The 13,455-nt window shown below is 49.4% G+C and carries 7 protein-coding genes and 1 pseudogene; 5 read left to right on the forward strand and 3 right to left on the reverse strand.

Annotated elements, in window-relative coordinates:
* Window positions 1-236: 236 nt before the first annotated feature.
* Window positions 237-1,895 (reverse strand): kdo(2)-lipid A phosphoethanolamine 7''-transferase, encoded by a 1,659-nt coding sequence (eptB, locus tag KTJ90_RS21605; RefSeq protein ID WP_442843829.1) that lies wholly within the window; start codon window positions 1,893-1,895, stop codon window positions 237-239.
* Between the two features lie 605 nt (window positions 1,896-2,500).
* Window positions 2,501-3,859: an esterase-like activity of phytase family protein gene (locus tag KTJ90_RS21610; protein WP_499026909.1), complete on the reverse strand. Its 1,359-nt coding sequence runs from the start codon at window positions 3,857-3,859 to the stop codon at window positions 2,501-2,503.
* Window positions 3,860-4,251: 392 nt separating this feature from the next.
* Here KTJ90_RS21610 and KTJ90_RS21615 point away from each other — a divergent pair, with 392 nt between their 5' ends.
* The 5 genes and pseudogenes from KTJ90_RS21615 to eptA all read left to right on the forward strand — a co-directional run bounded on the left by KTJ90_RS21615 (window position 4,252) and on the right by eptA (window position 11,858).
* The gene (locus tag KTJ90_RS21615; RefSeq protein ID WP_499026911.1) at window positions 4,252-6,459 is read left to right on the forward strand and encodes a DUF4401 domain-containing protein; all 2,208 of its coding nucleotides are present in this window, start codon (window positions 4,252-4,254) and stop codon (window positions 6,457-6,459) included.
* Entirely contained in the window at window positions 6,452-6,982 is a 531-nt protein-coding gene (locus tag KTJ90_RS21620; protein WP_499026913.1) for a GDYXXLXY domain-containing protein, read from the forward strand. Before KTJ90_RS21615 ends, KTJ90_RS21620 begins: the two co-directional genes overlap by 8 nt.
* A 696-nt stretch (window positions 6,983-7,678) precedes the next feature.
* Window positions 7,679-8,287, forward strand: coding sequence for a dTMP kinase (locus KTJ90_RS21625; RefSeq protein ID WP_499026915.1), 609 nt, complete (start codon window positions 7,679-7,681; stop codon window positions 8,285-8,287).
* 168 nt (window positions 8,288-8,455) lie between these two features.
* A pseudogene (locus KTJ90_RS21630) lies at window positions 8,456-9,686 on the forward strand (NAD(P)/FAD-dependent oxidoreductase).
* Between the two features lie 522 nt (window positions 9,687-10,208).
* Window positions 10,209-11,858, forward strand: a complete 1,650-nt coding sequence (eptA, locus tag KTJ90_RS21635) for a phosphoethanolamine transferase EptA (protein WP_105099623.1) — start codon at window positions 10,209-10,211, stop codon at window positions 11,856-11,858.
* A 565-nt stretch (window positions 11,859-12,423) separates the two neighbouring features.
* Here the strand turns inward: eptA and KTJ90_RS21640 are convergent.
* The gene (locus tag KTJ90_RS21640; protein ID WP_008924444.1) at window positions 12,424-12,993 is read right to left on the reverse strand and encodes a DUF4142 domain-containing protein; all 570 of its coding nucleotides are present in this window, start codon (window positions 12,991-12,993) and stop codon (window positions 12,424-12,426) included.
* Window positions 12,994-13,455: the final 462 nt, after the last annotated feature.

The raw sequence follows: 13,455 nt of genomic DNA on the forward strand, positions 1-13,455 counted from the left end.
CGGCAGCACAGTAATCGGGATATTTCCTGGCTGGCTGTGTTGAAGCATGCTGATGCAGGGATGACGGACAAAGGCAGTCTGAGAAAGATGACGCTTCTGAATCCTGGTGGAGTCGGTGATCACCGGGAGCAAGAACAGTGTGAGTGCAGGTAAAAAAAGGTGAAATGAAAGTATTCAGTTCACCTTTTCGTAATGATTTCATTTTTAGTCAGATCTTATAAGCGCTGACCACCCTTTTACTGCGAATGGGAACACCAGTTTCTTAAGGGATTAATACCGCCATCAGGTGATGTAAATCCAGAGCAACCTAAAATGCTGTCAAATAGCTTTTCATGAAATACCGGTGTTTTTTTGTCCTGCAGTTGTCTTAATTTTTCAAAAGAGGCGTTGTTATCTTTATCCTCAAGGAATTTGTCAGAGGCCCAGACCATCACAGGAATAGTGCGCTGAGCTAAGGGTGCATGATCGCGCGGTGTACCATGGAAATGCATATTCTCAGAAATCGACTCGCCGTGGTCTGATGCGTAAAAAACGATGGCATTTTTATCCCTCAGGGTGTCCAGTGTCTGTTTAATAAAGTAGTCCATATATAGCAGACTATTATCATAGGAATTCACCATCTCCTGTGTACTGCAGGCATCATCGATCCCCTGACATTCGGGTTTAAAACGTGCAAATTCGCGCGGATAACGCTCTGTATACATGTAATGTGAGCCTTTCGTATGCAGAATGACGATATGTTTTCCTTTAGGATGCTGTTGTATTGAATCCTTTAATTCACTCACCAGAGCCATATCATCCACCGGCTGACCGGTGTGACGTTTCTCGGCCTGAATAGATTCCCTGAGTGAGTAACTGTCCGCCATGACCTTGTTATAAAACCATGCCTCACTTTGCATGGAGTATAAGTCTTCAGTAAAACCTTGCTTTTTCATTACCGTGAATACGTTCATCTCTTTTAAGGTGCGCTGTGGTGCTTCGGATGCGCCTCCCATTCTGACAAACATGCAGCGGAGCGAGAGCTTGGTCGAGGTATCGCATGAGTAACCCTGCAGGTGAACCAGATTTTTTTCACGATCGAGATAAGGCGTATTATCGCGGGCATAACCGTATAACCCCATATGGTCACGCCGTGCGCTCTCACCAATAATGAACACAATATATAAATCATCTGATTTTTTGGGTGTAACATATCGGAAATGTTCGGAAGGATCGAAAAGATTATGATTATCTTCAGCCTGACTGAGCGAACTGTATGCCAGCAATCCGATGCCTGACAACCAGTTAGATGGAGAATAAGTACCTGCAACAATGCCGCCATAACTCGCCATCATTCGATTGGTTTTTTTATCCTGTTCGTTCTGAAGTTTTCCCATGACATTTAAGGGCAGCCAGAAGCATAAAGCGGCGATGAAAAATACAGCACTTCTGCAATACCAGTCGCGCTTTTTTGTATTTTTTGAAGCAGGAAGCGTACGCGTTCCGCGCCAGACTGCCCACAGGGGCGGGATGCTAACTAAGATTAACCAGATAATAAAATGCCATCCAACAGACTCTTTTGAAAGATCTAAGGAGTCAGTTGCTAAAACGGCAGCAATAATGCCATAACCAATATCAACGTTATAAAATATCATGTAGTAACTGGCAGCACTTGAAAAAATAACAAGTAACGTCAGGAGTACGCGTGTCAGAATTTTTCCTGTCAGGGAAATCAGCAGCGTTAATGACATGACAAAAAAGAAGGCAGCTATAACTTCGAAAGTTAACGCAAGTTTATTATCAAAATGCAGTTGATTATAACGGCGGATAAAAACAGGCGTGTTTAATAAGACACCAATATAAAAAGAAATGAATGCTGGCATGTAAAATTGCTTTAGCCACTGCCTTTGAAACATTATGATGCACCTCGTCCTTAAATTCTTAAAATCAGTCAGTTACCCACTGGTCCTGAGACGACAGATTAAAGAAAGGGTTCAAATATGCGACATTTTTAGTTACGTTATAATGTAACAATAAATAATAGCCATCAAGATCACAGTTCAACTAAATGAAAAATAACGTTATTTCCAGAATGGCAATTGCAGGCATTACCCTTTTGAAAACCTCTGAACGAATGTCGTTTTCAAAATTTTTCATCTTCATACGCTGATAAGCGGGGGATACATAACGAAGGAAGCATCATTAACAGGAGAAATTGAGATGACTAAATGCACTATCAGCAGACGACCACTTTTCTGATGCCATCAGGTTCACAGATGGCCGTAGTGCGCTCGCAATTGCAAGTTACTCTGTTTCGGCCAGGCGCACAGAACTCACCCATGAAGATTAACGCCGCAAAGCATCAGAGAAACATTTGAAGGGTAAAAGGAGTAGCGGACTGCCACACCTTGTGACAAAACGGCCGGGAAATATCTGTCGGTGTTAAAATCGGGCTGTTACATCCGGCCCTTTTACAGCAGGTGATGCAATTAAGGGACACAGCCCGGGTTAGGGAGATCGTTTATTTAAGCGGTTCCGCCAGTGTTATTATCCACAACTCGCTGTCCACCTCAGGTTTCTTCAGCGGCTTCAGGCCGATTGTCGTGGCCACCGGCTTATCATCTACCGTCAGTGTCCCCTGATCCGTCACCCGATAATCTTTGCGCTTCTTGCCTTCAACCGGATTTTGCATGACTGCTTTCACACCGAAGTCGTTATCATTCGTGACCGCCAGCATTCTATTATCGATCAATGCCAGTCCTTCGGCCTTTTCCTGCTGCCAACCGAGTTGACGTAAATCGACCACCAGCGATTTCGCTGCGAGCTTAATACCGCGCTGCGCCAGCGTTTTCTCGTCGTCGAACTCCGGATAGTCGCAAGGCTTATCAAATGCTGAAAGCTCGGTAGCCGGACGCAAATCTACCTTGTAGACAAGGTTACGCATCGCGTCATTTTTGTTGGTGCCTTGCTCTATCAGCAGAAGATGCTGATTGTCGATCGCCACGATATCGCCAATTTTTGCATCACTGTTTTTACTGTAAGCCTCGCCGTCGATAGGGTAACCATACATCGCGGTTTTTCCGGTCGCCGGATCGAAGCTAACCAGCCGTGTAAAGCGCGCCTGCTTTTTACTTTTACCGTCGATATCCAGCGTGCTCTGCACCGCAGCGATGATTCGCCCATCTGGCATGCGGGTGATTCCCTCAAAACCACGATTAGGCTGACGCCATTTGAGTATGTTCGGCAGTCCGCCCGCGATGGATTTTTCACCGTCTGCTGCCTGAGGGCCATGCATCGCCAGAATTTTACCGCGCTCATCAACGTTAATCAGGAACGAGCCATACTCATCGCACAGCCAGTATCCGCCCTTCCCATCCGGCGCAATGCCTTCTGTATCCAGACCGCGGTTATCTCCCTGCAGCACTTTCAGCGTATCGCTTAATGCGATTTCATTGGTTGCTCCAATGACGCCATCCTGCAACGGCAATCCGTTTACGTTGCCCTTATCGTCATGCAACGGTCGGGCATCCGTGGCTTCGGCTTTGCCGTTCTGTACACGAATATTCATCAGCAATGGAGCGAAATCTGGCGTGACAAAAATTTTTGACTCTTTCTTACCCCTATCAGGCGAGTCGGCATTCGGTCCGCGATCGGTGATGGTCGCGAAGGTCAGCGCATCCCCCTGCCTGCCGGTAAAAAGCAAACCCGAGCCGATACCCACCGGCAAACCCTGGGGAAACGCGCTGGCGAAGGCACCGTAGTAGCTCACACGCGTCCCTTCGGGAAAACTGACGATATAGTGTTCGACCTTTGGCTGTGCCGCGAATGTTGATAAAGAGATCGCACAACCGATAACCAGAGAAATAGCTTTTATTTTCATATTTTTATATCCATGAAGAGAAGCTACGATCGTAAAGAATAAAAATGACAGAAAAATGAAATCTTTGGGAAACATGGGCTGCTATCAGATGGATTAATTCGCCATGACTGAAGCAGGGTAAAACAGTCTGTTCAGACACAATGGTCCGGATTTTTACATCAGTAAATGTAGATGTTTCTGGTCTGCGATACTCATGATCATAAGCATGCGGCGGATCGCGCAGAGTTCATGCCTCGCCTTTGATTTACACTGTTATATCCCGGAAAAGATGTTTACATTTGTTCTGCAAAATTATCTGCCGCTCAGCAGAGCTGATACATGGATTGATCACAGGGAAAAGCAGTGGTTAACGTCATCATTAAAGTCACACCGCAAACAGAGGCAGGGAAAGTATGAGGGAGATTGCACCTGATGGCATAACCGGGATGCCGTCACGGACGGCAGCGTATCTGTGCCGTCAGATCGCTGGGCTGGTAAAAGGCGGGAGCCTGACGCCGGAGACCTGCCTGCGTATCTATGCTTTTTGTGGTATCAGGCCATCAGATACTCAGTGGCGACAGTTTCTTATCCCGGTGCTTTGCTGTCTGGGATTGCTGTCACTGGTTGCCGGAGCGGTTTTCTTTGTTGCCTGGAACTGGGCCTGGCTGCCGAAGATGGCGAAATTTTCCCTGGCCGAACTGCTGATTGCCGCGCTGACGGTGGTGGTCTGGTGGCGCTGGTACAGCACGCTGGCTCGCAGCGCACTGCTGGCGGCAGGTTTAGGGTTCGGCGCCCTGTTTGCACTCTATGGGCAGATTTACCAGACCGGAGCTGACAGCTGGGAGCTATTCAGGGCCTGGTTATGCGTTCTTTTGCCGCTGGCGCTGATTGCCCGGCAAAACAGCCTGTGGTTTTGCAGCTGGCTGGTCGCTAACCTGGGGTTTCAGCTCTATTACACCACGTTACCCACGTCACTGCTGGATCTCGCTGTCTTTGACAACGTTCCACGGATCCCGACGGCTGTGCTTCACAGCTATCTGGCGCTGCTGGCAGCCTGCCTGCTTGTCCGGGAAGCGCTGGCCTGGCGGGCGATTACGCATCATCCTGAGAGCTGGCTGGCAAGCCGCTGGTTCTCACGCGTCATGGCAGGATTTTTACTGTTGCTGCTGACCACCATCGTGACCGAAAACCTCTCTGACTGGCAAGGGTCTAACCACGTTACATCTGTCACGATAGGCTGGATGATCACCCTGCTGGCCGGTTATTACCTGTACCGTTATCGCTACGTGGACCTTTGCATGCTGACGCTGGGTGTTGCCAGTCTGACCGTTGTGGGCTGCGCGCTGATCATGCAGCTATTCCTGCTGGCCTATGATACGGGTGACCTGTTTCTGACCGGTGCACTAATGATTTGCTGGGTATTGGTCAATGGTTCTATCCTGCTGAACTGGCAACGCAAACTGGCTGAAAAGGGGCCAATCGATCTGGTTTCTGCCAGGCTGACCTTACTGACAAGCACCTTGCGTCAGCAGGGTTTGCTGAGCGCCTCGCAGATTGAGGAAATTAATCAACGCGGTCACGCATCGGATCTGCCCTGGTATCTGAGGCTCGCGCTGAGTGTCGGAGGCTGGATCGCAGCCATCATCATTCTGTTACTGATGGCGCTGGTGCTCTATACCGCTGACTTACTCGACGATCCGAATTCTGCCACCCTTATTCTTCCTTCACTGCTGCTCGCCGTCATTGCGCGAGGCCTGTTACGCAATGAGCGTGATGATAAACATCACCTCGGGCTGGCGTGGGCTATTGCGGCAACGTGCGGGCTGATCTTCGGCGCTCTGCTGCAAATCCAGAGCAGTGACTTCAGCTTTATGATGTCTGGTTCATTGTGTGCCTTGCCGATTCTTGCCGTGATGGCCGTGTCGATGCCTGACCGCACCTACCGTTTTATGGCCATCACGGCCATGACCTTTTTTCTGGTGCTGGCGGGCTATTCACTGGCCCGGCTGACCCTGTCGTCGACGGCGGGTCACCTTGCTGTTTCCATACTGGTGGCGGCGGTCATATTTCTGTGGCTATGGATTGTCAGCCATCTACTGAGGTTACAGGCTGGGCCATATGCTGACGCGCTACATCCCCTGCTGTATGGCATACCGGCTGGTCTGATGATGCTGAGTTTCCTGGGAATAAACGCGGCGTTTATCACGGATTTGTTCTGGTCCGCTGGGCAGTTTGCTACGCTTCAGTCTGCTATGGGCACAGGGATCGCGGCAGGTTTAATGCTGAGTGTGCTCAGTCAGAGAAGGAACGGCCAGCCGCTGTTTTCGATAATCACACTGCCCGTGGCCCTGATCTGCGGTGCTGCTGCTCTTTTCGCACCGGGTATCGGGCTGGGCTTGTGGCTGATTCTGATGGCGCGTTATCAGGGAAGTCCGGGATTGCTGGTGGTCAGTAGCGGTTTCATGGTGCTGTATGTCATTGGCTGGTATGCCTTCTTGGAAGTGACGCTGTTGCAGAAATCCCTGCTGCTGCTGGCGGGCGGTCTGGTTTTACTGGGCCTGGCATGGGGAGTCAAAAAAGTATTACCTGCACAGATTGGAGGTGCCCGTGAGAATGCGTAAACAGAGCCGATGGCTGGCAGCCGCGGTAATAGTGCTGGCGCTGATAGCCGTCAATGTCAGCATCTGGCAAAAAGAGCAGCTGCTGAAGCAAGGCGCGGTCATGATTTTACCTCTTGCCCCGGTTGACCCACGATCCCTGATGCAGGGCGACTACATGGCACTGAATTATGCCCTTACCCGACCGCTGGAGGTGATGTTGTATCAACAGGCTGAGGCCTGCGGTGCGACACTGTCAGCGCCATGCCTGCCCACCAGCGGAACCCTGATTGTTGATCTCGATGCACAGCGTCATGCGACTCAGGCCCGATTTGATCAGGGTGAACATCTGCAACCAAATCAGCTGCGGGTGAAATACCATCAACATTATGGTTCGCTGACCGTCGGCACTAACGCTTATTTCTTTCAGGAAGGCCATGGAGAGCGTTTTGCGCAAGCCCGTTTCGGAGCCTTCCGGGTGGGGAGCGATGGCACGGCACTCCTGACGGATCTGCTTGATGAGCAGGGTAAGGTGATTCAGCCTTAAGGGTACGGGATGCTTGCGGGTCTGACTGAATTTTAGCTCTGTTCCGCGCGCGGCATTTAAAATCCTGTACGTCGCTGGCAATTCATTAACCAGAAGTCCAGACCCCCGGCTCTCTTCTCTGCGGCCTGAATACCAGAATGACTGGCGTGCCATCCGGTTTTTCCCCAATGCTGAATTGATATATGCTCACCCGCCTTGAGTTCGACTTTACCCTCACCCGCTTCCCGTACGGAAATACCAGGGACGTAAAGCGTTGACGCCAAAAGTATCCGTTAAAATCCAGGTTGTTCTGCTGGATGATCGGCCGCCAGTTTTAAAGCGGTCTCCAGTTTGGTTTCCTCTTCATAAGACATCAAAGCCACCTTTCACAGGATTAGAATAGAAGCAATTTAACGAGGCGCTATGAGCATAATCGTGACGCGTATTGCTCACCAGACTCCAGCCTGTGCTGGAGGTTTCCTTTAACACCTTGTTATTTCCAATGAAGGCGTGGAGTTGAATAGATAAACCAGAGAAAGACACTCGCGGGATTTTTTCCGTTTTATTGACGCTTCCCTTAAACTACACCGTACTGATCTCAATCCATGCGCTTATACGGCCTCAGCGAACGACGTAAGCTCAGCTTTATCAGGTAAAAAACATGCTTTTGGCAAGTACCCGCTATATAAACTCCCCGACTCCCGTGTCATCGGGATCATGAGTCGTCAGCTTTTTGTGACTCTGGATGGGCCCAAGGGAACCGGTAAAACCACCCTGCTGGAGTCCATTACGCAAGTGCTAAGAGCAGATAACAGGAAGGTGATCCGGCTTAGCGAGCAAAAAAGCGATCCCTTCAGGGCGGAATCCATGGCGCTGGTCAACCGACTTGCCAGAGATCCCTCCGTCGATCTGGAACGGGAGATTTGTGAACGCTTTGCTTTAAGCCGTGCCTGGATTTCACAGAACGTACTCACTAAGCAGCCTGAGAACTGCATTATTCTGATGGATCGCTGGTATCCGTCGGATGCCGCATTTCGACGAATGGTGCCTTTCGCGGAGATAGTGCAGCTAAATATAGAGCACAACGTGCGAGCACCAGACCTGCATGTCGGGGTGGTCACGGCACCAGAGGTTTCATGGGAAAGAGCCGCAGTACGTTCGCGGGGGCTGGGAAGTACGGTGATCCACCGCCTGGAAGAACATGTCGCCTGTACCCGTGCTTTTGAGCTTGAGGTTGCCAGGCACGGCTGGTTTTTATGCCGCAATGAAGGAAGCATTGAAGAGGCCACAATGCAGGTAGTCGCTGAAATTAACAGAGTGGTTTGACGCCCTACAGGCATCTTTGCGATGCTCTCCCCCTCTTTACCTGTTGAGTAATAATCATCCACCGGAATTTTACTTGTCTGAAATCAACAATAGTCAGATTACCGCTGGCACAGTTATCCCACTTTCCCTTATAAAAATTGCTTTATTTTTCAAATAAGGCACAGGGAATTGCGCTATTCATCAATACCGCTCAATCATAATCATTCAGGCTGACCTGCGGGTGAGTCATGTTTCCCCCCGCAGCCCATGTTGCGGGGGGATATCACTGCCGACTGGGTCATTGTCGGTGCGGGATTTGCCGGTGTCGCTTTTGCGCGCCGCCTGGCTGAAATTAATCCCACCCTAAAAATCATCATCGTCGACGCGTACACCACACGGGAAAGCGCATCCGCACGCAACTCCGGGTTTGTTATCGGGCTGCCTCATAATATTGGCAGCTCAACGGCCGAATTAAAAAAGGCCAACGCTTACCGTAACCTGCTTCAGGAAGGCATTCGTCAGCTGGAGCAGGTTATTTCAGAGCATGATCTTCAGTGCGACTGGGAACAGGTCGGTAAATATCACTGCCAGGCGGAGCGTGGCAATGATCGTATATTGAAGGAGTACGCCAGCCATCTCGATTTAATGGATGAGCCGTGGCAGATGTTAAGCAGTGAAGAGCTGTACCCTAAACTTGGCACGCGCTTTTACAGGAAAGGGATATTCACGCCGGGGTGTGTGCTGGTTAATCCGACGCAGCTGATTGCTGGCCTGAACCATTATTTTCCTGAAAATATTCAACGTTACGATAATACACCAGTACTGGGTATTCGTTATGGCAGCGTGGCTGAAGTGCTGACGCCATTTGGCGTGATCAAAACACCAAAAGTGATGCTGGCTACCAATGCACTCTCGCCAGAGCTGCGTCCGGGCCTCTCGCGTCAGGCCGCTATGGCCACGTTTGCCAGCATTACCGATCCACTGACAGATGAACAACTCGCGACCCTTCCTCCTATGCAGAGTTGGGGGCTGACGCCTGTCAATGCCATTGCCGGAGCAACCTTCCGTTTCACAACAGATCGCCGCTTCCTGATTCGCCAGTATGTAATACCCGCGCTTAAAGGTCAGGTGAGTACCGCCAGGACTTACCTGGCAACTCAACTGCATCAGCGTTACGCGGAACGGGGCGCCTGAATAGGGCATGCTGAACAAATTTGTTTGCACAGCGGGTGGCTGTAACGGTGCTGGCGTTTCTAAACAGACCGTAGCGGGCAGTCTGCTGGCAGATTTCATTATGAAGCAGGATAACCCGCATATTGCGGATATGCTGTCGCTGGGAAAAGCCAGTTTTATGCCACCCTCACCGGCGCTGGATATCGGCATTGCGTTTTCTCTGATGAAAGAGCGTTTTTCTGGATGAAAAGATGTGTAACTGTTCCTGGTAAAAACGGACGGGGAAACCCGTTCGCTTTCTATCCGGATTAAGCCTTTTCTGATGAAGCCGATTGCGTATGACGCAGGGCTAATATTACAGAGGATAGACTGAACGGGCGCTGACTCTTTTTATTTTATAGATTCCTGTCAGATACCAGACGTTCAGCGTCTGTCAAATTCTTCTGTAATCCCCCAGCCACACTAATCAATTTCAGGACCTCAGTTTAATTAATGAGATACAGATCACAAAAACCCAAGATATACCGCACAAACTGTAGCAATAAGTTCATTTTAGCTTCACATTAGCTAATGTGAATACGCAAACTTTCAGGCACCCGCCATGCTCAAATTTTCATTAAGCGAATGTTTTTCTTTGGCTATTTCAGTATTTACTGTGCTGAGCTTCATCTATCTGTGGTATGCGGCACATAGTTTTTATTAATTTTTACTAATCAATTTTAAAAACAATCTTTTTGGATCCACTTCTTCAAGGTTACGGAATACCTTTATGGCACGCTTCAGAATGAGTCAGCCTGTATTGCCCCGCATTACATTCATCCTGTTATTCTCACTCTATATTTCTGTTTTTCTCAATTTTGCCTTTTACCGCCAGGCTTACTCGCTTATAGAGATGAACGGGCTTAGCAAATATCTTTTTTTCCTCTCCATGCCAATCGTCGCTTTCTGCGTCATTAATATTGTGCTGACGCTTGCCTCATTTTTGTGGCTGGACAGGATAACCATTGCACTGTTTGTCATTGTCTCCGCTGCGGCTCAGTACTTTATTCAGCACTATGGCATCGTCCTTGATCGCTCGATGATCACCAATATGGTGGATACCACGCCAGCAGAAAGTATGGCGCTCCTGACACCAAAGATGATTGCGGTGATATTTTTTACCGGTATTTTTATGGCTGCTCTGGCCTTCTGGCCTGCGTTTAAAAAGTCGGTTCCGGTATGGAAAGGCGTGATTCAGCGCGCGGTGAGTCTGGTGATTTCTGTTGCACTGATAGCCATCATAGCCATGTTGTTTTATAAGGATTACGCCTCACTGTTTCGTAACAATCATGAGCTGGTGAAATCCCTGAGTCCGTCTAATTTCATTGCTGCCTCGCTCTCCTACTATAATCACCGCGAGCGGGCCAATCTTCCGCTGGTGAAAATAGGTGAAGATGCCCATCAACTTCCGGTCATGCTGGATGGCCCTAAAAAGAACCTGACGATTCTGGTGGTGGGTGAAACGTCTCGTGCCGCCAATTTTTCTCTGGGCGGTTATCAACGACCGACCAACCCCTTACTGGCGAAAGAGGACGTTGTCTATTTTCATGACTTCTCCTCCTGTGGCACCTCCACGGCGGTCTCCGTTCCCTGCATGTTCTCGAACATGCCACGCAGGCATTACGATGATGCCCTGGCCAGTCATCAGGAAGGATTGCTGGATGTGATTCAGCGTTCAGGTCTGAGTGTTCTATGGCATGAGAACGATGCGGGATGCAAAGGGGCGTGCGATCGCGTGCCTAATCAGGATATGACCGCGCTGAATCTTCCGGGAATGTGCATTAAAGGCGAGTGCTATGATGAGATTCTTTTCCATGGCCTGGAGGAGTATATCAACCAGCTTCAGGGCAGTGGCGTGATCGTGCTGCACACTATCGGCAGTCATGGCCCGACCTACAATCACCGTTATCCTCCGGAATTCGGCAAATTTAAACCCACCTGTGAAACTAATCAGATTCAGGAGTGTTCGCAGGAACAGTTGGTTAATACCTATGACAACACCATCCTGTATGCGGACTATATCGTCGATAAAGCGATTGAATTACTGAAAGCCCATCAGGAGAAGTTTACGACCAGTCTGGTTTACCTGTCTGATCACGGTGAGTCACTGGGTGAAAAAGGTGTTTATCTGCATGGCCTGCCCTATGCTATCGCGCCTGAAGTCCAGACCCGCGTGCCGCTGCTTATCTGGCTGTCGCCCGATTACCAGCAGCGTTATGCCGTGGACTACACATGTTTGAGCCATCAGGGTTCGACGCAAAAATACTCTCAGGACAATCTGTTTTCTACCATGCTGGGTATTACCGGCGTTCAGACTCGGGAGTATGTTGCGACGGACGATATACTGGCGACATGCAGGAATAAGCCTGGTGGAAAATAAAAATCATTAAGCCTCGTTTCGGGGCTTTATTCAGGCTGGATGTTAGCAGCGGAACCGGGCTAACCGGCCAGTTTATGGCGCGGTTGTTTTCGATAATATCCTGAGGAGAAGGTGCACTACCCAGCTTTGCGAAGCTGGCATAAAGCAGTGGCAACCGGGCCTGACCTTCTCCCTCGTTGGTTACTACCTGAGTACGCAGCATAACGGATGCTTTCCCGGTCACAGCAGTAACAAGGCTGCTGACGCCATGATTCCGCGATCGGCACTGAGTACACGGGTTCAAAGCCGGTATCGTTGACCGGAGACATAGCAGTTTGCACCGCGTCATAATAATCTCCGGCTACTGAGTGCTGGCAGCGGAATGGCGTGAATGACGGCTTCCACGTCAGTGTCTGAGCGCATGCCACTTCATCATCCAGAGGTCACCTGAACGAGTCATATCCACTGCACGCCACAAAAATCGCTCTTCATGCGTGCTGTCGAAATCGGGATCCACGTAGATGTGAATCCGCTTAATTGATCCCGTAACAGCGCTGGCGGATAATTCGGAAACCGGGCAGCCCCGTTACATCGACATGTGCTGGGCGGACGTCAGATGCTGTTCTACAACAGGGGTGTGTGCATCGGCCAGCGCCTTCACATCGGGATCCTTTATCTTCGTCGCGTCACTTTTCAACGTCGCCAGCACCTTCTTATGGTCCATTACACCGGCATTTTCCATATACATTTTGTCAAAATTACCACCGCTCTGCTTTTCCAGTTTGTCGGCCATGGCCTTATGTTTAGCATCTGGTGCAGTAGGTAATGCCACCTCTTTTTGCTTAGCAACCGCCTGAACTTTTTTCAAGGCACTGCCATGATCTTCAACCATCTTCTGCGCAAAGGTTTTAACTTCTGCGCTTTGTGTCGTGTTCAGCGCAATTTTGGCGGCGGCAATTTCATTGATATTGGCCTGAGCCATATCCTTCAGTGCTTTTTCGTCACCAGGACTGAGCTTGTCATTCTTAATGGTCTGCGGTGTATTCCCACCCTGCGGGGCGCTTGTCTGCGTCTCAGCCTGCACGCTGGCAGTGCTGAAGAGAGCGACAACGGCTGATACAGCCAGCCATCCTTTATAGCTTTTATTAATTTTCATTTTGAACTCCTGAATATTATGGGGAGACCGGTATCAGAAAACTCAGCTCAGCCTGATAGTGAAATAAGTCAGGTATCAGTTCGCGCGTGAACTCGCGTATTGCTAAAGCCGTTCAGATTTTTAATACAGGAAATGGTAGCTGGCAATCACGGTAGAAAGAGATGAAACTTGCAGGTGCGAAGTGTCGGCCAGAGCCGCCTTTGCTTTCCGCTTCTTCAGTCCGCTGCGGGTTTTCCAGGAAATTACCTGATCCGCCTCGATGAATCGTCATCTTTTCTACCTCGCTTAAGGTGCCATATATTGCAGAGTTATTAAGCGTCGTAGTAATTTCAGGTAATCGCAAATATATACAATGAATTGCAGCATTATAAAAATAATGAAAAGGCATTCCGCCTCGCTTAAAGCCGGATTTTTATCTATTACAAGCAAAGGCTTCAGCATGAAATTCATACAAAATATCAA

It is taken from the genome of Pantoea jilinensis, from assembly GCF_019104105.1.
GTDB classification, from domain to species: domain Bacteria; phylum Pseudomonadota; class Gammaproteobacteria; order Enterobacterales; family Enterobacteriaceae; genus Pantoea; species Pantoea eucalypti.

Bases quoted from the DNA above. Each gene is read 5' to 3' on its own strand.
- KTJ90_RS21610 (WP_499026909.1), bottom strand. From the start codon at position 3,859: ATGAAAATAAAAGCTATTTCTCTGGTTATCGGTTGTGCGATCTCTTTA.
- eptB (WP_442843829.1), bottom strand. From the start codon at position 1,895: ATGTTTCAAAGGCAGTGGCTAAAGCAATTTTACATGCCAGCATTCATT.
- KTJ90_RS21625 (WP_499026915.1), top strand. From the start codon at position 7,679: ATGAGTCGTCAGCTTTTTGTGACTCTGGATGGGCCCAAGGGAACCGGT.
- KTJ90_RS21620 (WP_499026913.1), top strand. From the start codon at position 6,452: ATGCGTAAACAGAGCCGATGGCTGGCAGCCGCGGTAATAGTGCTGGCG.
- eptA (WP_105099623.1), top strand. From the start codon at position 10,209: ATGGCACGCTTCAGAATGAGTCAGCCTGTATTGCCCCGCATTACATTC.
- KTJ90_RS21615 (WP_499026911.1), top strand. From the start codon at position 4,252: ATGAGGGAGATTGCACCTGATGGCATAACCGGGATGCCGTCACGGACG.
- KTJ90_RS21640 (WP_008924444.1), bottom strand. From the start codon at position 12,993: ATGAAAATTAATAAAAGCTATAAAGGATGGCTGGCTGTATCAGCCGTT.